The organism is Candidatus Microthrix parvicella Bio17-1, assembly GCF_000299415.1.
GTDB lineage: Bacteria > Actinomycetota > Acidimicrobiia > Acidimicrobiales > Microtrichaceae > Microthrix > Microthrix parvicella.
The window spans coordinates 25,071-43,116 of sequence record NZ_AMPG01000010.1 but is presented as its reverse complement, the minus strand read 5'-3'; the positions used below and the strand labels follow the sequence as shown (position 1 = coordinate 43,116).

The 18,046-nt window shown below is 66.2% G+C and carries 20 protein-coding genes; 3 read left to right on the top strand and 17 right to left on the bottom strand.

What is annotated here, in order from left to right; all coding sequences use genetic code 11:
- Nucleotides 1–42: 42 nt before the first annotated feature.
- Nucleotides 43–1,208, bottom strand: a protein-coding gene (locus MPARV_RS0120165) for an IS3 family transposase (protein WP_085951999.1) whose coding sequence is annotated in 2 segments (ribosomal slippage) — nt 43–956 and nt 956–1,208 — 1,167 coding nt in all. Because the reading frame shifts where the segments join, the coding sequence is not laid out codon by codon here.
- A gap of 66 nt (nt 1,209–1,274) precedes the next feature.
- Here MPARV_RS0120165 and MPARV_RS24060 point away from each other — a divergent pair.
- Entirely contained in the window at nt 1,275–1,676 is a 402-nt protein-coding gene (locus MPARV_RS24060; RefSeq protein WP_238538907.1) for a tyrosine-type recombinase/integrase, read from the top strand.
- 196 nt (nt 1,677–1,872) lie between these two features.
- Here the strand turns inward: MPARV_RS24060 and dop are convergent, their stop codons facing one another.
- Nucleotides 1,873–3,378 (bottom strand): depupylase/deamidase Dop, encoded by a 1,506-nt coding sequence (gene dop / locus MPARV_RS0120150; protein WP_020379539.1) that lies wholly within the window; start codon nt 3,376–3,378, stop codon nt 1,873–1,875.
- Between the two features lie 17 nt (nt 3,379–3,395).
- Entirely contained in the window at nt 3,396–5,153 is a 1,758-nt protein-coding gene (arc, locus tag MPARV_RS0120145) for a proteasome ATPase (protein ID WP_012228718.1), read from the bottom strand.
- A 180-nt stretch (nt 5,154–5,333) separates the two neighbouring features.
- Here arc and MPARV_RS0120140 point away from each other — a divergent pair, with 180 nt between their 5' ends.
- Nucleotides 5,334–5,579 (top strand): ferredoxin, encoded by a 246-nt coding sequence (locus MPARV_RS0120140; RefSeq protein WP_012228720.1) that lies wholly within the window; start codon nt 5,334–5,336, stop codon nt 5,577–5,579.
- Nucleotides 5,580–5,586: 7 nt separating this feature from the next.
- On the opposite strand, the gene MPARV_RS21860 is transcribed toward MPARV_RS0120140, so the two are convergent.
- From MPARV_RS21860 to MPARV_RS0120085, 11 genes are all read right to left on the bottom strand, one after another.
- Nucleotides 5,587–6,477, bottom strand: coding sequence for a tRNA (adenine-N1)-methyltransferase (locus MPARV_RS21860; RefSeq protein WP_012228721.1), 891 nt, complete (start codon nt 6,475–6,477; stop codon nt 5,587–5,589).
- On the bottom strand, nt 6,474–7,400 hold the full coding sequence (locus tag MPARV_RS0120130) for a PP-loop family protein (protein ID WP_020379538.1): 927 nt from the start codon (nt 7,398–7,400) through the stop codon (nt 6,474–6,476). The genes MPARV_RS21860 and MPARV_RS0120130 overlap by 4 nt, the downstream gene beginning before the upstream one ends.
- Nucleotides 7,401–7,439: 39 nt before the next feature.
- Entirely contained in the window at nt 7,440–7,634 is a 195-nt protein-coding gene (gene thiS / locus MPARV_RS0120125; RefSeq protein ID WP_012228723.1) for a sulfur carrier protein ThiS, read from the bottom strand.
- A gap of 40 nt (nt 7,635–7,674) precedes the next feature.
- The gene (locus tag MPARV_RS0120120; protein ID WP_012228724.1) at nt 7,675–8,208 is read right to left on the bottom strand and encodes a hypothetical protein; all 534 of its coding nucleotides are present in this window, start codon (nt 8,206–8,208) and stop codon (nt 7,675–7,677) included.
- Nucleotides 8,208–8,414: a hypothetical protein gene (locus MPARV_RS0120115; RefSeq protein WP_012228727.1), complete on the bottom strand. Its 207-nt coding sequence runs from the start codon at nt 8,412–8,414 to the stop codon at nt 8,208–8,210. The genes MPARV_RS0120120 and MPARV_RS0120115 overlap by 1 nt, the downstream gene beginning before the upstream one ends.
- A gap of 53 nt (nt 8,415–8,467) precedes the next feature.
- Nucleotides 8,468–8,815, bottom strand: a complete 348-nt coding sequence (locus MPARV_RS0120110; RefSeq protein WP_155852524.1) for a hypothetical protein — start codon at nt 8,813–8,815, stop codon at nt 8,468–8,470.
- Between the two features lie 94 nt (nt 8,816–8,909).
- Nucleotides 8,910–9,551: an LON peptidase substrate-binding domain-containing protein gene (locus tag MPARV_RS0120105; protein ID WP_031279554.1), complete on the bottom strand. Its 642-nt coding sequence runs from the start codon at nt 9,549–9,551 to the stop codon at nt 8,910–8,912.
- A 37-nt stretch (nt 9,552–9,588) separates the two neighbouring features.
- Nucleotides 9,589–11,109, bottom strand: a complete 1,521-nt coding sequence (gene dacB, locus MPARV_RS0120100) for a D-alanyl-D-alanine carboxypeptidase/D-alanyl-D-alanine endopeptidase (RefSeq protein ID WP_031279552.1) — start codon at nt 11,107–11,109, stop codon at nt 9,589–9,591.
- Nucleotides 11,106–12,566, bottom strand: coding sequence for a CoA-binding protein (locus MPARV_RS0120095; RefSeq protein WP_012228732.1), 1,461 nt, complete (start codon nt 12,564–12,566; stop codon nt 11,106–11,108). Before MPARV_RS0120095 ends, dacB begins: the two co-directional genes overlap by 4 nt.
- Nucleotides 12,563–13,273, bottom strand: a complete 711-nt coding sequence (locus tag MPARV_RS0120090; protein ID WP_012228733.1) for an acetate--CoA ligase family protein — start codon at nt 13,271–13,273, stop codon at nt 12,563–12,565. The genes MPARV_RS0120095 and MPARV_RS0120090 overlap by 4 nt, the downstream gene beginning before the upstream one ends.
- 46 nt (nt 13,274–13,319) lie before the next feature.
- Nucleotides 13,320–14,120: an acyl-CoA thioesterase gene (locus MPARV_RS0120085; protein ID WP_012228734.1), complete on the bottom strand. Its 801-nt coding sequence runs from the start codon at nt 14,118–14,120 to the stop codon at nt 13,320–13,322.
- A gap of 111 nt (nt 14,121–14,231) precedes the next feature.
- On the opposite strand from MPARV_RS0120085, the gene MPARV_RS0120080 reads away from it, so the two are divergent.
- Nucleotides 14,232–15,284 carry a restriction endonuclease gene (locus tag MPARV_RS0120080; RefSeq protein WP_012228735.1) on the top strand — a complete coding sequence of 351 codons (1,053 nt, stop codon included), beginning with the start codon at nt 14,232–14,234 and terminating at the stop codon, nt 15,282–15,284.
- Between the two features lie 4 nt (nt 15,285–15,288).
- Here the strand turns inward: MPARV_RS0120080 and MPARV_RS0120075 are convergent, their stop codons facing one another.
- Genes MPARV_RS0120075 through MPARV_RS0120065 form a run of 3 tightly spaced genes read right to left on the bottom strand, consistent with a single transcriptional unit; the run spans nt 15,289 to nt 18,032 of the window.
- Nucleotides 15,289–16,260, bottom strand: coding sequence for an SPFH domain-containing protein (locus tag MPARV_RS0120075; protein ID WP_012228736.1), 972 nt, complete (start codon nt 16,258–16,260; stop codon nt 15,289–15,291).
- Between the two features lie 36 nt (nt 16,261–16,296).
- Nucleotides 16,297–16,749 carry an NfeD family protein gene (locus MPARV_RS23300; RefSeq protein ID WP_012228737.1) on the bottom strand — a complete coding sequence of 151 codons (453 nt, stop codon included), beginning with the start codon at nt 16,747–16,749 and terminating at the stop codon, nt 16,297–16,299.
- Nucleotides 16,750–16,802: 53 nt separating this feature from the next.
- Nucleotides 16,803–18,032 carry an FIST signal transduction protein gene (locus MPARV_RS0120065; protein WP_020379534.1) on the bottom strand — a complete coding sequence of 410 codons (1,230 nt, stop codon included), beginning with the start codon at nt 18,030–18,032 and terminating at the stop codon, nt 16,803–16,805.
- Nucleotides 18,033–18,046: the final 14 nt, after the last annotated feature.

Sequence of the window (18,046 nt, the reverse complement as noted above, 5' to 3'; positions counted from 1 at the left end):
TGGTGAGCCCCGCGTTTCTCGGACAGTGATCTGTGGCAGCCCTTACGCTGCCCGTGTCTCGTCGCGATAGCTGTCATGCACTTCAACCGGTGTCCGGTAACCGATCCCCGAATGAAGCCTGGAACGATTATACCAAATCTCGATCCAATGCGCAATACCCGAAACAGCCTTTCTTCGTGTCGGGAACACTGTCCGATAAACGAACTCGTTCTTCAACGAAGCAAAAAACGATTCCGCCATAGCATTATCCCAACACACCCCGGTCTTACCCATCGACCCAACCATGTCATTTGACGCAAGGAACGCTTTGAACTCCTCAGAGGTGTACTGCGCCCCATGATCCGAATGAAAGATGGCATTCGACTGAATGCCACCAGCGTCGATCGCGGCCTGCAACGCGTCGATCACCAGACCGGTGCGCATATGGTCGGCCATCGCGAACCCGACCACCATCTTCGAGAAACAATCGATCACCGTCGCCAAGTACACCCACCCTTCCCACGTGCGGATATAGGTGATATCACCGACCAGCTTCACGCCCGGCTCCGCGGCGGTGAAGTCCCGGTCGACCAAGTCCGCCGTGCTCGGCGTGCCGTCAGGGTCGGTCGTTCGCCTGTATGGCCTGGGCTGACAGGCAACCATGTCACCCTCGACCATCACCCGACGGACCAGTTCAAGGCCGGCAGCGATCTTCTTGCGGCCCAGCTCGGCATGGACCCGACGGTGCCCGTAGGTGCCATCGGATGCATCGAAGACCTTGCGGACATCGACCGCCAGTTCCTCGCGTCGTTCCGCGGTTGCTGACAGCGGACGTTTCCGCCAGTCGTAGTAGCCGGACTTCGACACGCCCGCCCATAAACACATCTTGGTGACCGGGTAGTTCGCCTGCCCCCCGTCGATGAACTCGTACTTCGAGATCACCGATACTCCTGGGCGAAGAAGGACGCCGCTTTTCCCAAGAACTCGTTTTTCATTCGGAGTTCCCGGTTCTCGGCTTGGAGTTCGCAGAATTGGATACGTTCGGCTGGGGTCAAAGGGTCCTCCTCGATCGGGTGGGCATCACGGTACTTGTTGACCCACACACCGAGTGTGCCCGGGTTGATGTCCAACTCGTTGGCGACCGTGGCGATCGGCCGGGAACCGTCGATCACCATTTTCACGGCCTCGGCCTTGAAAGTGTCAGAGTATTTTGTTCGTTTGCGTACCATATTGGATTCCTTTGTGTCAGTGGATGTTATCAATCACCCACTGTCCGAAATCCTCGGGGCACCCCAGTGATCGCTGTCCTCGGAGAATGGCTCCGAGAACGCAACGGGCAACCCGACGATCCGTTGTTCCCCAGCGGACGTCGGACCCACCTCAGCCGAGACTCCATTGCCCACCTCGTCACCAAACACACCGCAACAGCCGCCGCCAGGCATCCATCCCTAACCACCAAAAATGTGACTCCGCACACCCTCCGGCACACCTGTGCCATGGCCCTCCTCCAAGCCGGCGTCGACATCACCGTCATCGCGCTCTGGCTCGGCCACGAAACAATCGAGACCACCCAGATCTACATGCACGCCGACATGGGCACCAAAGAAACCGCCCTCAACCGGACCACACCACCCAACACCAGCCCCGGCCGCTACCAGCCCGACACCGGCACCCTCGCCTTCCTCAAGAACCTGTGATTATGCCGAACACAACACCGCCGATCCCGCTCCCACCAACACATCCGCACCCCCATTCGGCATAATCACGGATTCGGCATAATGCGGTCGCCACAACCGTTGGAAGCAGAAGGGCTTCAGCGTCCGCCGGGACGCCGGCGGTGGCTGGCAGACCACCCGACCCGACGGCTCACAACTGGAGTAAGTTCAGAGTGCGTCAACCCGCCGCGTTCAGCTTGGACAACAACTCGGCCGCATCGGCGCTGGAAGCCACCATCTCACCAAGGATCGCCTCGGTGCCGCGGGTGGGCTCCATCATGGGAACGCGTGACAACGACGACGACCCGGTGTCGAAAACAATCGAGTCCCAGTTGGCCGTGACCACCTGATCGGTGAAGCGGGCCAGCACGGTGCCGCGAAACCAGGCCCGGGTGTCGGTCGGCGGCGAGTGGATGGCCGACACCACCTCGGCCTCGCTCACCAGCGTGCGAAGCCCGGCCCGCAGCGCCAGGCACCGATCGCGTCGCAAGTCGTGATACTGCAGGTCGAGCGCACGCAACTTGGCCGAGCCCGGCGCCAGGCCATGGCGTTCGGCGAACCCGCCGAGCAGGCGTCCCTTGGCCACCCAGTCGACCCGGTCGGCCGCCCGCTCCCGATCGTTTTCCAGGTCGTCGAGGACCAGTTCCCATTCCCCAAGCACCTCGGTCACCGCATCCACACCACCCACCACCGACGTGTCGTGCTCGGCCGCCCAGGCCCGGGCCAGCGCGCACAGCTCCCGCTGGGTTTCCAACGCGGTGATCGTGCGCCCATCGAGGGTTTGGTAGGTCTCGGCCAGGCTCAGGTCCCAGCTGATGCGCCGCAAGGTGGACACCGGGGTCATGGGGCGCAGCTCCGGCATCGGCCAGTCGTCCTCGATCATGGCCAGCACGATCGCGGTGGTGGCCAGCTTCATCCAGGTGGCCCACTCCGACATGTTGGCGTCGCCGATGATCACGTGCAGGCGGCGATACCGCTGCGGATCGGCGTGCGGTTCATCCCTGGTGTTGATGATCGGCCGCTTCAGCGTGGTCTCCAGGCCCACCTCCTCCTCAAAAAAGTCCGCCCGTTGGCTGAGCTGATAGGTCACGTCATGACGCCCGGGAAGCTCACAACCCACCTTGCCCGCCCCGCAGAACACCTGACGGGTCACCAAATGCGGTGTGGCCCGGGCGACGATGCGATTGAAGGGCACCGCACGATCCATCACGTAGTTCTCGTGGGTGCCGTAGCTGTTGGCTTTGCCGTCGGAGTTGTTCTTGTGAACGATCACCTGTTGATCATCGCCAAGGGTGCGATTGGCGGCGGTCATCGCCAGACGCAACACCTCCTCCCCGGCCCGATCCCACACCACGCCATCGCGGGCCGAGGCCACCTCGGGCGAGGAGTACTCGGGATGGGCGTGATCGACGTAGAAGCGCGCCCCGTTGGTGAGCACCGCGTTCACGAGGTGGGTTTCCACATCGGGAGGCTGCACGTACTGCTCCAGCACCCCGCGAGCGTCGTTGGCCGGCATCTCGTCGCCGAAGTCCCAACCGATGCGCGGTCCGGCTCCCGCCTGCGCCACCTCGCTGACATAGGAGTTCACCAGCAGGCTGGACGCGGCGATGGGGTTCTGTTCGGGCGCGTTGCGGACAAAGATGCCGTATTCGGTCTCGATGCCCAGCACCTTGTGGATGGCCATGTCAGCGGACCGTCACGTCACAGGTACTGACCGGTTTGCACCCGCTCGATGGCTCGGCCGCCCTCAGGCTCGTCCTCCGAGGTGTGACTCACCAAGGTGCGCACATACACGATGCGCTCGCCTTTTTTACCCGAGATCTTGGCCCAGTCATCCGGGTTCGTCGTGTTGGGCAGGTCCTCGTGCTCCCGGAACTCCTGACGGACCGAGGCCACCAGGTCGGAGGCCACCACGCCCCGGGCCCCACCGGCCAACTCCCTTTTGATCGCCAGCTTCTTTGAGCGGCGCACGATGTTCTCGATCATTGCCCCTGACGAGAAGTCGCGGAAGTACATCGTCTCGCGATCACCGTTCTGATAGGTGACCTCGAGGAACTGATTGTCGTCATCCTCCCGGTACATCTCCTCGACCGCCGCCTCGGCCATTGCCTGCAGAGCCTTGGCCGGGTCGCCGCCACCCAGCTCCTCCACCTCGGACTCGGCGATCGGCATGCGACTGGTGAGGTACACCCCGAAGATGCGGGTGGCCGCTTCGGCATCGGGCCGTTCGATCTTGATCTTCACGTCCAGGCGGCCCGGCCGGAGGATCGCGGGGTCGATCAGATCCTCCCGATTGGAGGCGCCGATCACGATCACGTTGCGCAGCGCCTCGACGCCGTCGATCTCGGCCAGCAGCTGAGGGACGATGGTGGACTCCATGTCGGAGGAGATGCCGCTGCCACGGGTACGGAACAGGCTCTCCATCTCGTCAAAGAACACGATGACCGGCGTGCCCTCGGCCGCCTTCTCACGGGCCCGTTGAAACACCAGACGAATGTGGCGCTCGGTTTCGCCGACGTACTTGTTGAGCAGCTCGGGCCCCTTGATGTTCAGGAAGAAGCTGCGGGCGTCCTCGCCGGTGGTCTTGGCCACCTGCTTGGACAGGGAATTGGCCACCGCCTTGGCGATCAGCGTCTTGCCGCAGCCCGGCGGGCCATACAAAAGAATGCCCTTGGGCGCCGGGAGGTCATAGGTACGGAAAAGCTCGGCTTGCAGGAACGGCAGTTCGACCGCATCGATGATCGATTCGATCTGGCTGTCGAGACCTCCGATGTCGGTGTAGGCGATGTCGGGCACCTCTTCCAACACCAGTTCCTCCACCTCCGGGCGAGGCAGACGTTCCACCAGCACCCCGGCGCGGGGCTCCATCAACATGGTGTCGCCGGCGCGTAGCGGGGCGTCGGTGAGATGGTCGGCCAGCTCGGCCACCCGCTCCTCGTCGGCACGGCCCACCACCAGCGCGCGGCACCCCACCTCGAGGATCTCCTTGATCGTCACGACCTCGCCGGTGATCTCCGGCGCTCGCACCATGACCACGTTGTAAGACTCGTTCAACACCACTTCCGCGCCACGACGCAGGTCGTCCGTCTCGACGTTGGGCGACACCTCCACCCGCATTTTTCGGCCGCTGGACGAGATGTCCACCGTGCCATCGGCGTTGGTGGCCAGCAGCGTGGCGTAGCCGGCGGGAGGCCGGGTCAGCTTGTCCACCTCGTCCCGCAGAGCGGCGATGTGATCCCGGGCCTCTCTCAGGGTGAACGTGAGCTTCTCGTTCTGCGTGACCGCCTGAGCCAATTGGGCCTTCAGCTCCGACAGGCGGTCTTCAAGCGTGCGGATGCGCTTGGGCGCCTCGGCTCCGCGCCTGGCCATCATGGAGTTCTCGCGCTCGGCCGCCGCCAGCCGGTCGTGAAGCTCCTCGGCCTCAGCGGCAAGTCGCTTGGTTTCGTCGCTGGCCGTCATCGGCCCCCTCCTGATGCTCGTCCCCAACCTACCCGCACGGGCATCGAAGCGGGGCCACCCTTGAGGCGTGATGAACGACACTGAATTAGTTCGTGATTCGCCGGGTTTATCTGCCGGTGCGTGGGTATGCTGAGCTATCAGCGCCTCCCGAGATTCGGGAATCACCAATGAGGAGATGCCATGGGATTAAAGGTCTGGATCGATCAGGACCTGTGCACCGGCGATGGCCTGTGCGAGGAGATCTCGCCGGCTGTGTTCACCCTGCTCGACGACGGTTTGGCCTACGTCAAGGAAGGCGACAAGGTGTTCAACGATCCCGGCGGCTCCGAGGGCCGGGCCGAGATCCCCGACGATGAGCTTGAGGGTGTCATCGAATCCGCCGAGGAATGCCCCGGCGAGTGCATCTTCATCGAACCTGACGAGTAATCAGGCTTCAGCCGGCTGATTTGTCGAGCGCCTCGGTGGCGGGCGGAGGCAGCGTGCGTTCTGCCGTGGAGGGCATGCGGGCATGGGTCAGGAAGGCGGTATGGGCCACCATGCGGTGGTCCGGACGGACGGCCGCGCCGTCGACCTTCCAGGTGCGGTGCAACACCTCGAGTGTTTCGGCCATCACCAAACCGGCCTCGCCCAGCGCCTCGCGGAACTGGCTGGCCTGCATGATGCTGGGGGTATAGGCCAACACGATGCCGCCGGGACGCAACGCCCCTCGAAGGTGGGGTACCACCTGCCAGGGTTCGGGGAGATCGAGCACCACCCGATCGAACCCCCCACCGGCGGGGAGGTCGATGCCTTCGTAGACGTCGCGCAACTGCACCGTGTAGCGGGCAGCCGCCTCGGGCCCCACGGAGCGGGCCACATTCAGCTGTGCCCGTCGGGCGAAGTCGTCGCGCAGTTCGTAGCCCGTCACGTTGGCACCGGCACGCAGCATGGCCGCCGACAACGCCCCCGACCCGACTCCGGACTCAAGCACGTCGACGCCGGGTGCAATATCGGCGAGCATCAGGATGGGGCCCAGGTCTTTGGGATAGATCACCTGGGCGCCACGAGGCATCTTGAACACCAGATCGGACAACGTCGGGCGAAACACCGTGAAGGTCAGGCCCTTGGTGGTGCGATGGGTGGAGCCCGGCTCGGCCCCAATCAGCCGGTCGTGTTCCAACGGGCCCGCATGGCTGTGAAACTCCTGATGCGGAGTCAGGGTTTGCAGGTACCGACGCGATTTGTGGTCGATCAACAGCACCGATTCGCCAACCTGAAGCGGACCGTGGCGACCCTGGTGGGCGACGCCGTCATGTGGCGGGCCATGGGTGATGGGTGTGCTCACGACGCCCGCTTTGAGATCAACTCGACCGGCTGAGCCGAAGACGCCCGCTCGGCCAGACGGCAGAATGCACACACCTCGGACTCCGAGGGAGAACCGCAGCGCTCGCAGATTCCGAGGCCGTCGCGGCCCGTGGTCTCGTCGTCGTCGAAGCGATCGGCCGCCTTGGCCAGAAACTCGTGATAGAACGCGAATTTCGCTCCCGGGGAACGCGTCTCGATATCGGTGAGCGCCTCCTTGTAGGCCAGGTGTCGGTTGCCGGCGGCCATCGGGCACTCCTCGACCAGGTAGTCGATACCCGACACCACGCAGTAGGCGGCCATCTCGCGCTCCCCCAAGCGGATCAGCGGCTTGACCTTGCGAGGAAACCCATCGCCGGCCTCCAACACCGGGCGTTGGCGACCGAGGTAGGGCATCTGCCAGCGAAGCACATTGCCGAACAAGACCGCCGCCTCGTCGTCAAGGTTGTGCCCGGTGACCAACGCGTCGTAGCCCCCGGTGCGGGCAGCCTCGTCGAACACGTGGCGTTTCGACATGCCACAGGCCGAGCACGGCGTCCGCTTGGCCGCCTTGGAGCCGGTGGGGATGTCGTACCCATAGGTCTCCCGCAGATCGACCTCGATCAATTTCAGGCCGTGCCGGGTGGCAAAGGCCCGGGCAGCATCGCCGGACGCGTCCGAGTACTCACCAAGGCCGAGACCGACGTACAAACCATCGGCCTCGTAGCCGAGGGCGCCGAGGATGTCCCACACCGCAAGTGAGTCCTTACCGCCCGACACTGCGACCAGCACCCGGTCATCCGGCTGCAACATGTCATGATCCTTGATCGCCTTGGCCGTTTGATCACGACAGAACTTCACGAAGTGCTCGGCACAAAAATTGGCGTTGTGACGGCGCAGATCGATGATCGCCGGTCCACGACACACCCGACACTTCATGGCAACCCCCGCACGGTCATGCTCACCTCAGCCACCGGACACCACCGGACGGATCTCGATCACGTCATCGGCCCCAAGGCGCTCGTCGCCCGGCACCAGCGTGCCGTTACGGATCACCAGCACGGTTTCGCGGTTGATCTCCAGGCGCCCGAGCAGGGCGGTGACCGTGAGCGACCCCTCAAAGGTCACCTCCCGGGTCGGCTGGCGCAGGTGAACGATCATGAGCCCAGTCTGCCAGTTGTGGGCAGCGGGCCGTGAACGCTCAGTCGTCCGCCCGGTAGAACACCCGCCTGGTCGTGCCGGAACCGCCGGCTGCTGCCAACGCAGCGGCGCGGACCGCTTCGAGGCGTTCGCTCAGCTCGATCACCTCGGCCTCGGCCAGGCGCCGGTCGCCGCGGCGCCGATCCATGCGATCGAAACGCACCAGCAGATCGGCTTCCCGGGCCCGAAGTTTGGCCGCTTTGGACGAGCCCGCGGCGACTTTGTCCAGACGCCGTTGGGTGCGCTCCAGCCTGGCGGCAACCTTCACCTGCTTGGGCTTGACGCTGCGGGCGTGGGCCAGCCGGGCCCTGGCGGCGGCCAGCCTGGCCTCAAGTTGCCGCTCCTGCTTGGTGGGCGCAGGACGCGCGACGACCTCCAGTCGGTCGCCGGGGACCAGCCGGGCCGAGGTCACGCGCTGCTCGTCCGGCTCCTCCAAGCGCTCCTGAACCCAGTCGACCGCCTTGCGGGCGACCATGCCCGTCGGCCCCCCACCCGCCAGATAGGGCGCCGCCATCTTCAGCAGGCTGAGCAGCATCAGGCGCGACGAATCTCGATCACTGCGGAGCGCTTCAGGCCGTTCTTTCGACCGAGGAAGAAGAACAGGATCAGTGCCAGCAAACCGATACCGGCCGCCACGGCGAACAGTTGGGTTTTGGCCTCCTCGGCCTGACCTGCCACCCCGTCGCTGATATCGGTCAACTGGTTGCGGATGTCGTCGCGCTTAATGGTCTTGTCGCTCATGATGCTCTCTCTACTCCGAAGTTGCGGCTCATTGTTCGATCGGTCGGTGTGGCCTAGTTGCGGCGTTTGTCGCCACCTCGTTTGGCGGCCATCAGGGCCGCACCGGTGGCGACGACCAAGAGGGCGAGCGCACCAAGGTAGGGCACCCACGACCACGTGCCGCCATGCAACCGATCGGTTTCATTGATGGCGTTGATCGTCTGCAGACCGCGAAGGAGCGACATGGTCACGAGCAACACCCCGATGCCGATACAGATACCCCCTGCGGCACCAAAACCCACGTAACGACCCAACGACTTCAGCGGGTCGATCGTTTCCTGCTTGGCATAGCCCACCACCATGTTCTTGAGCTCGCCGACCTGATCTCCAGTGCTTGGGGCTTCGGGTTTTTTCTTGGCCACAGGGCTCCCTTGGTGCATCCCACCACCCGGAATGGCCCAGACGGTGGCCACCCGGTTTAGCAACCGACCCCACCCCCGGGCAACTGTCCTCCGCTTACAGCCGACCCTGCAGCAGGTCGCTCTGCTCCTCGAGCAGCTTCGCGAGCAGCCCCACGCGTTCCGTCGCCCCCGGCGCGCACAGCAACCGATACCGATCGAGACTTCCCAGCGGTGAGGCCAACGCCACCTGCCAGATCAGCTTCACCGGTTCGGTGTTCCAGTCGGGCCCATCGGCCTCATCGACCACCACCCCCGACTGTGCCATCAGATCCATCAACACAGCGTGCTGCGACCGCAGCCCGGGAAGCGCACCGGCCAGGACGGCTGCGGCGTCGGGCGGGTCCAGATCCGGCCAGCTCCGCACCCGGGCCCTTGGGTAGGGATCGTCCTCCAGCCACTCGTCGACCCGCACGCGTTCGCCACCGAGGGCCACCACCCCCCAACGGCCGTCCTCCAGTAGCTGAGCGCCCAGCACGGTGGCGAGCGTGGCAACCTTCGAGCGCACCTCACCACCGCCGATCTCGCTGCCCCGCTCGATCAAAGCCACACCAAATCGAGGCTCGGAGTCCGAGGTCACCTGATCATCAGGTCGGGGCAACTCCCCCACCAATTCCTCGAACATCACCCGGTAGCGAGGCTCAAAGACGTTGAGCGGAAGCAGCATGTGCGGCAGCAGCACCGAGCCCAACGGAAACATCGGTGCCACCACGCCGGTCGTGTTCACCGCAACCGGCTCACGAGTCTGGATCCACTGGCCGCACCGGCTCGGGCGCCAGTCGCTTCGGATCGGGCAGCTGCGGATAGGAGAGCAGCACCTGGGTCAGTTGTTCCTGCCGGATCAGGTCGTCAGGAATGATGCTGGCTCCAGGTCGGTTCACCAGGTACGAGAACGACACGTCGTACCCCTTTGGTGTCTTCACCCAGCCCGACAACCCGGTGACCGCTGACAGGGTGCCGGTCTTGGCCCGCACCGCAGTGGCCGCCGGCGACCCCACCCAGCGATCCCTGAGCGTGCCGTTCTCGCCCGGCACCGCCAACCCGCCGGCCAGGCGGCCGCCCGCAGTCTGGTGGTCGAGGATGCTCCGCAACACATTGCACGTCATCCGGTTGTCCGAACTCAGCCCCGACCCGTCGACCAGCTTCACACCCTTGGTGTCGATGCCCCACGCGGCCAACTTCTTCATCTCCACCATGAGCCCGGCTTCGGTGGAGCCCTCCTCTCCGGCCTCCCTGCCGACCTCCTTCAGTAACAACTCGGCGGTGTTGTTGTCGCTGAATCGCAGCATCTGTGCCACCAGGTCAACGACGGGCGGCGATTCGATGGACGCGATCTGTCGGGCCTCGTCGGGCGCCATGCCCGACGAGAAGCCGCCATCGACGGTGACGCCACGTGCGACCAGCAGTTCGCGAAGCACCTCGGCGGCGTGAGCGGGAGGGTCCTGTGCCGGTTCGCTGATCGCGCCGCTCGCAATTTCCGCCAGGTCGCCGCCGTTGGTGCGATCTCTGGCATCGTTCACCGAGAGTGCCGAGAGCGGGCCGATCTCACCGTTGGCAAAGTCGATGGGGTCCCACGAGTCCACCCCACGCTTGGTGTCGTATCGGCCATCGTCACCGACGATCTCACCGGTGACCCGGGTGACTCCGGCGGCTCGGATGCTGTCGGCCAGCCGCTCCAACGGGGTGTGTGGTTGAGGAGCGAAACGTAATGCGGCGTCGTAGTTGCCGGTCTCCAGGATCGGGTCGCCACCGCCGACAAAGAACAGGTCGCCCTGCACGGTGCCCCCCACGGGATCCGCCTTGGCGACCACGCGGGTGGTCATGGTGGTATCGGGCCCCAACACCTCCAGGGCGGTGGCCCCAACCACCAACTTCAGGTTGGACGCCGGCAGCAGGGGCTGGTCGGCACGCAGCTCGAAAACCGAACTGCCGGCCTGACCCGCACTGATGCAGCTGTCCGGGGGCGACTGTTGCACCAACGGTTGCAGTTCCGCCGCCATCTTGGCGTCGGCCACCGGTCGCAACAGCAGTTGAGGAACCCGGCGAGCCGACAGCATGGGCGTTGCGAGCTCGTAGCCGGTTCGCTCTGCGGAGGCCATCTCCGGGGTGCCGTCGGCGGAGTAGCCGACCGCAACCAGCACTGCGCCGGTCAACGCCAGCACCAACGCCACCACGCGCAAACGTTGCAGACGGCGCCGCTGTTGGGCACGACGTCGGGCTCGACGGTCGACCGTGCGGCGACTTGTTGGGGAGGTCATTGGCGAACCTCGGTGCCCGCCCAGCCGGACAACGATGCATCGAGGGCGGCGACGGCTCGCTCGGCCGACGCTGCGCAATAGCGGCCGGTGGCTGCAACCGCGGCGGGTGCCGCATTGTTCGAGTGCGTCACGGCCAGCTCGGTGGCGCACAGGATCGGTTTGCCGGTCGCCTCCGACACCTCCGCAGCGGCTCGTCCGTAACGGTCATCCTGACGCTCGTGGTAGTCGACGATGCGTTCCAGGCCGAAGTCGGGGTAGAAGCCGCCGCTGCGCATCAGGGCGGCCTGGTTGGATTGGATGCCCAGGCCAAGGAACAGCACTGCGTCGGTGGCGGGATGCGAGGCGACCAGCCGAAGCACCTCGGGAACGGTGTCCCGGGTTTCGCCACCGGCCATATCGATCGGGTTGTTGCGGCTCCACCGCGGCGGCAACAGGTGGTCGATGGCGGCCACCAGGTCGCCTGGCAGCGGATCGAGCCGCAGGTGTCGACTGCGTGCGATGGCATCAGCCGCCACCACTCCCCAGCCGCCCACCGTGGTCACCACCACCACGTTGCCGCCGGACGCCGGCGGTTGGCTGGCAAGCGTGGCCGCCGCGTCAAACGCCGCCTCCACCCCGATGGCTCGCACCGCGCCGGCCTGGGCCAGCACACCGTCGATGATGCGATCATCGGAGGCCATGGACCCGGTGTGGCTGGCGGCCGCCTTTGCCCCCGCACCGGTGGCGCCGCCCTTGACGATCACCACCGGCATGCGGCGGGTCACCTGCCGCAACCGCTCGTAGAAGGCCCGCCCATCACCCACGCCTTCCAGATAGCACAGACCCACCGATGTGGCCGGGTCGTCGGCGAAGTACTCCAGGTAGTCGATCGGCTCCAGCATCGCGGCGTTCCCGGCCGAGACGGCACGTGAAACCCCGACGCCGGACCGTACCGAGTGGTTCAGGAAGGCAGACACCAGGTTGCCCGACTGGCTGACGACACCGATCGACCCCGGGGGCGGGTTGGGGGCGACGATCTGGGCGCACAGCTTGGCCGGGGTGGAGATCACGCCCTGCCCGTTGGGCCCGGCGATCACCAGTCCCAGACGCTCGGCGAGCGCAACCAGCTCGGCCTGCTCGGCTCGTCCGGCGTCACCGGCCTCCCCGTATCCGGCGGTGGTCAGGAAGGCGGCGCGCACGCCGCGATCGGCCGCCTGGGTCAGCACCTCCGGCACCGAGCCCTTCGGGGTGCAGACCACCACCAGGTCGGCCTCCCCCTCCGGCACCTCGGCCACCGACCTCAGCGTCGGACGCCCCAGGACGTCGGCACCGTCGCGGTTGGTGGCGAACACCGGGCCCTCGAACCCACCGGCAAGCAGGTTGTGCAGGGTGACGAAGCCGAACTTGCCGGGATGCGTGGAGGCACCGGCAACGACCACGCCCTTGGGGTTGAACAACGGGTCAAGCCGGTGCGTCACGGGGCCTCCTCGGATGATGTGAGTTCCACCAGTGCGTCCACCGCAATGGGCCTGCCGTCACAGACGATCAGCGGGTTGAGGTCAACCGACACGACGTCGGCGCGTTCGTCGGCCAGCCGGCCCAGGCCGGACAGCAGCTCAACCAGCGCCGCGCGGTCAACCGGGGGTTGCCCCCGGAACTCGCCCAAGACCGCCTGACCGGCCAGCCGATCAATCAGCGCCTCCGCGTCGGCCGCGTTCAGCGGTGCCGGGGCAAACACGACGTCGCCGATCGCCTCGGCCAACACGCCACCGAGCCCGAAGGCCACCAGCGCACCGAACTGCTGGTCACGCATCATCCCCGCGATCAATTCCCGGTCACCCGAGACCATGGGTGCCACCAACAGTTCCACCCGGCCATCGTCGGGCCGGGCCAATGCAAGCAGTTCAGCTGCGGCAGCCTCGGCGTCGGACCGGGTTCGGATACCCAGCCGCACCAGGCCTCGCTCGGTTTTGTGCGCGATCGACCCGCCCGCCAACTTCAGCACCACCGGGTACCCCACCCGATCGGCTGCGTCGGCGGCTTCGGCCGCGTTCGTCGCGGTCGCCTCGCTCGGCACCGGAACGCCGTACGCGGCCACCAGCGCCTTACTTTCCGGCTCGGACAGCGTTCGGCTCTCAACTCTGCGGGGTTCGACCACGGCGAGCCACACTACCGGCGACCGCATGCGCGCGATGGCACCTCGGTTCGTAGGTCCAAGCTGTGCGGCCGGCTCATCCGGCGGGGCGGGCCCGACGGATCAGCACCTCCTGGGTCACCGTGGCCACGTGCACACCGTCGGCCGAGAACACGTGTCCGACCGAGAGACCCCTTCCGTTGCCGAACCCCTGGGACGTGGCATCGAAGAGGTGCCACTCGGCCGGGTCGAACCCACGGTGAAACCAGATGGCATGATCCAGGCTGGCCACCATGAACCGATCATGATTCTCACCGGTCGGGAGCGCCTCCGGGTGCTGTGGAAGCACCGCATCGGTGGGCACGTCATCAGACAGGTAGGCCAAAGCCGCATGGGCAAGTTCAGGCCCGACCGCGCCTGGCGTGCGCATCCACAACCCGGCCCACGCCCCCGGTTGCCCGGACGCTGCGTCGGGCCCCACGGTTCGCCGCTCGAACATGGACGACCACGAGTCGCCCTCAAAGGCGTCGGGGCCGGGCACGTCGGGCATGGTGACGCTCTGAATCGTCTCCCCTGGTTCGGGTCGCTGAAACGAACACGCCAGGTTGAGGATCGCCCCGGTGGCCTGGCGGGCCACCACCCGCCGCGTGCAGAACGATCGGCCGTTGCGAATGCGATCCACCTCGAATCGAACGGGTTCGGTGTGGTCGCCCATGCGAATGAAATAGGCGTGGATCGAGTGCAGCGTGAAGGCCTCGTCGACGGTCAACTGGGCCGAACGCAACCCCTGGGCGACGATCTGGCCACCGTACAATCCGCCCCACGGATATCGCGGGCCTGCGCCGACGTACACGTCGGGCCCGTGTGCCTCCAAGGCCATCATCTGGGCAAAATCCATGCGGCCACCCTCCCCCATGGTCGGGACGTTCCACCAGTTGGACGGCCCGGGCATCGATGGCGCGGCGCCCCGTACCCCCCACTGTCACCGTCGCTTTCTAGGGTGGAGCCCATGTCCCAGGTGAGCCAGACCCCTTCCGCCGCCCGAGGCGCGGCGCTGGAGACGCTTCTGGCAGGCCACTTCACCCGTCACGGCTACGCCGTTGAATCCAATCTGGTGGTGGAGGGACGCTCTGGAAATGCCCACGAGTTGGACGTGGTTGCACGTCGCTCCGATGCGCTGACCGACTACGTCACCGTGGTGGAGGCCAAGTCGTGGAGCAACCGCGTGGGTAAGGAGGTGGTGGCCAAGCTGGCCTACGTGCTGGCCGACGTTGGCATGCACAAGGGCATCATCGCTGCGCCTGGCGGGCTCACCTCGGGTGCGATCACCGCCGCCGAGGCGTTGGGCATCGAGGTTTGGGACGGCGCCGAGTTGGAACGACGCCTCGGTGCCACCGCGCTGGCCGACGCTGCCGACGGCCGAGGGGAGTCACGGCAGCCGGCAACCCTGACCGTAACCGGCGACCACCATCGAATCTCGCAGGCACGGGCCACGAACGTGCTGAAGCGAATGGCTCGGGGACGGTTTGGGATGGGGGGTGACTCACTGGTGTGGCAGGCGGCGCTGTGGCTGCCGGTGCGGGCCATCGCCTTCCGCGTGGCCGATGCCGGTGTCCAAGGGCGACGACATGGCTCCGGCACCAATCGCACGCGTGTGGTGGAGGTGTACTACGACGGCTTCTCAGGCCTCCCGTTGCAGTGCCTCGACCCCTGCGAGGTTCGGCTGGACGTGCCGGGCCGAGCCGCACTCGCCCCGTTGATGAGCGCAGCGGACATCACCCGGCCGGTCGGCAAGGCAATGGCGGCGTTGGCCCGGGTCAGCACGGCAGCGGCAGTGGAGCGCCATCAAGGCACCCTGCTCGGCTCGGGGCTGCCCGCCGAGGCCGAGTTGATCACCGTCGAGCACGACGAGCTGTGGCACGCACCCATGCAGGTCGGCGTGTTGTCACGGGGCGACGAGCAACGCGCCGTGGTCATCGACGGCCGCACCGGCGCTGCAGTGTCGGAATACTCACATGCGCTCACCGCCAACTTTGGGGCGTTTCGTGATCGCTTGAGCTGACGGGTCAGCCGTCCACCGTTTCGCCCTCGGCGGGCTCCTTGGTGGCCCGCAGCAGCTCGCCGACGCCCGCAATCGAGCTGAGCAGCCCCGAGGTGTCGTTTGGCAGGTAGATCTTGGTGGCCTGGCCGTCGGCCATGGCGCTCAGCGTCTCGAGGTACTTGATGGCGATCAGGTCGTTGGTGGGGTCGCCGGCGTGGATCGCCCCGTAGACCTGCTCGATCGCCTGGGCCTCGCCCTCGGCGGTGGTGATCTGACGGAAGCGCTCCGCCTGCGCCAGCGTCTGCACCGCTTCGGCCTCACCCTCGGCCTCGAGGATCTGCTGCTGGCGGATTCCCTCGGCCTTCAGGATGGCCGAGGCTTTGGAACCCTCGGCGGTCTTGATCTCCGCCTCCCGGATGCCGTCGGCCTCCAGGACCCGCGCCCGCCGGGTGCGCTCGGCCTTCATCTGCTCGTGCATGGCGGCCATCACATCGGCGGGCGGGTCGATGCGCTGGATCTCCACCCGCACCACCCGCACGCCCCACTTGTCGGTGGCGTCGTCGAGGATCGTTCGCAGCTCGGTGTTGAGCGTGTCCCGTGAGGTCAGCGCGTCGTCCAGGCTGAGATCGCCGATGACGTTACGCATGTTGGTCTGGGCCAGCTTCGTGACCGCCAGCTGGAACTGAGCGACGTTGTACAACAGCCGCTGCGGGTCGGTCGGCTCGTAGTAGATGACGGCGTCCACCGACACCACGACGTTGTCGGAGGTGATGACCTCCTGTGGCGGCACGTCGATCACCTGCTCGCGCATGTCCACAAGCCGCATGCGTTGAATGAACGGCATGATGAAGCGCAACCCGGGGTCTCGGGTTTCCTTGTAGCGGCCAAGTTCCTCCACCACACCACGCTGGTACGGGCTGATGATCTTGAACGACGATGCCGCCACCACGAAGAGGATGAGCGCAAAGACACTGAGAACGATGACTGCGGGAACCACGGATGGCCTTTCGGGTTGTGGGATCGGGTGGTGAGCTCAGGCGACGGCGCGAACCACGACGCGGGTGCCTTCCACCCGAATCACGGTGACATGAGTATCCACCGGGAGCAAACGGCCCTCCTCGGTCACGGCCCGCCAATGTTCGCTGCCGACCTCGGCCATACCCACGTCGTTGCGGCCGGGGCCGGTGGCCTGGGTGAGCACACCGATGGTGCCGGGCAGCCGCGTGGATCCGACGTTGGGCGATGGATCGGCACGACGGTCCATGTGGTGGGCCAAAGGGCGCAGCGCGGCAAACGCCCCACCCGAGACCAGCACGAAGAGCGCCCACTGCACCACCTCGTCGGCTCCCACGATGGCAGCCAACATGGCAACGACGGCACCGATTGCGAAGCCGAGGAGAAAGAAGGCGCCCGGGGTCAGCAACTCACCGATCAGAAAGACCACGAAGGCCCCAAGCCAGATCCAGATCCAGTCGCCTGCTTCCATCCGATGAAGGCTACCTGAGGGCGGTGCCGACCGACCCTTCCGGACCGCGAAACTCAGCCGTCTCGGAACAGCGCCACCGCCGCGCTCAAGGAGTGGACCCGTGTGACACCACCGATTGGGCCGATCTCTCCCGCGCAGAACATGCCGGCGATGGCCGACGCACCGGTGGTGTCGGCCAGTTGCGATGCATCGTGGTGTGGTTCGCCGAAGAAGCCGACGCCCCGTCGGCTGCACGCAAACACCAAAGCGGCGTCGGCCCGGCCGGCCAGCTCGGCCAACCCGGCCAGGTCGGCCTCGGCGACGGTCGGATCGCTCACCTGAAACTGAACCGTCGTTCCCAACGGCAGCGGCTCCCCCATCGCCAACGCCCCGCTCCCCACGTCGGCCCCCATCACGCTGCGGATCACAAAGTCACCGTGGCCGAACTCCAGCCGATGTTCGTCGACCACAACACCCAGATGAAGGCCGCCGGAAGCCAGTTCCCGGTCGTCGGGATCCATCCGTTGGGCAAGCTCACGGATGCGATCCATCGGTTTGCGTCCGGCCAACCCGGTGAGCATCGTGCCGTCCGTGCCGGTGACCGCCATCGGATCGCCCACGGGTCGACAACCTTGAGCAACCAGCGTTGTCATCGGCACGCTTTCCGCCAACCGGACCCCCACCATGCCCCCCGTTCGAACTGCGGTGCCTTCCAACAGGAGCGGGAGCGCCCGGCTCCCCACCGGGGGCGCCAAACCACCCAACACCTTCAACTCGGGCGCCCGCTGAGCAAGGCTGGTGAGCAGCCCGGTGATGGGAAGACCCTGGGGATCGCCCACCACCACCAGGTGGCCGGTGGCATCCACCAGTTCCGAGGTGCCCGCCACGACGACGCCGGCATCGGTCGACGTCAGGTCAAAGGACACCGGCTCGACCGCCTCGCCCAGGCGCGCCGCCCACACCGACAGCGAGGAGCGGCCCTCCACCTCCCGGGCGCCGGCGAGTGTGCCCGTGGATGCCGCGCCCACGCAGATGCGGGGAGACAACAACGCGTCGACGGCCCGCAGGGTCGCCTCGGCCGAGGCGACCTGGTCGCCGGAACAGAAAACGAACACCACGTCGGGGGCCGGACCCGGGCCGAGCAGATCTGAGATCTGGCCGCACACCTCACCCACCGCATGAGGAGCGAGCGGATGCTCGGACCCTGCCGCTGCGAAGCGCCGCTCGTTGCGGGCGATCTGCATCTGGGTCACCGTACCGGCCCTGCGGTACCGTCGCAGCTTCTCCTTGAGTTGCTCAACCACACGTCCGAGGTGCC

Bases quoted from the DNA above. Each gene is read 5' to 3' on its own strand.
- dop (WP_020379539.1), bottom strand. From the start codon at position 3,378: ATGGCCATCCACAAGGTGCTGGGCATCGAGACCGAATACGGCATCTTT.
- arc (WP_012228718.1), bottom strand. From the start codon at position 5,153: ATGACGGCCAGCGACGAAACCAAGCGACTTGCCGCTGAGGCCGAGGAG.
- MPARV_RS0120140 (WP_012228720.1), top strand. From the start codon at position 5,334: ATGGGATTAAAGGTCTGGATCGATCAGGACCTGTGCACCGGCGATGGC.
- thiS (WP_012228723.1), bottom strand. From the start codon at position 7,634: ATGATCGTTCACCTGCGCCAGCCGACCCGGGAGGTGACCTTTGAGGGG.
- MPARV_RS0120120 (WP_012228724.1), bottom strand. From the start codon at position 8,208: ATGCTGCTCAGCCTGCTGAAGATGGCGGCGCCCTATCTGGCGGGTGGG.
- MPARV_RS0120115 (WP_012228727.1), bottom strand. From the start codon at position 8,414: ATGAGCGACAAGACCATTAAGCGCGACGACATCCGCAACCAGTTGACC.
- MPARV_RS0120105 (WP_031279554.1), bottom strand. From the start codon at position 9,551: ATGTTTCCGTTGGGCTCGGTGCTGCTGCCGCACATGCTGCTTCCGCTC.
- dacB (WP_031279552.1), bottom strand. From the start codon at position 11,109: ATGACCTCCCCAACAAGTCGCCGCACGGTCGACCGTCGAGCCCGACGT.
- MPARV_RS0120090 (WP_012228733.1), bottom strand. From the start codon at position 13,273: ATGCGGTCGCCGGTAGTGTGGCTCGCCGTGGTCGAACCCCGCAGAGTT.
- MPARV_RS0120085 (WP_012228734.1), bottom strand. From the start codon at position 14,120: ATGGATTTTGCCCAGATGATGGCCTTGGAGGCACACGGGCCCGACGTG.
- MPARV_RS0120080 (WP_012228735.1), top strand. From the start codon at position 14,232: ATGTCCCAGGTGAGCCAGACCCCTTCCGCCGCCCGAGGCGCGGCGCTG.
- MPARV_RS23300 (WP_012228737.1), bottom strand. From the start codon at position 16,749: ATGGAAGCAGGCGACTGGATCTGGATCTGGCTTGGGGCCTTCGTGGTC.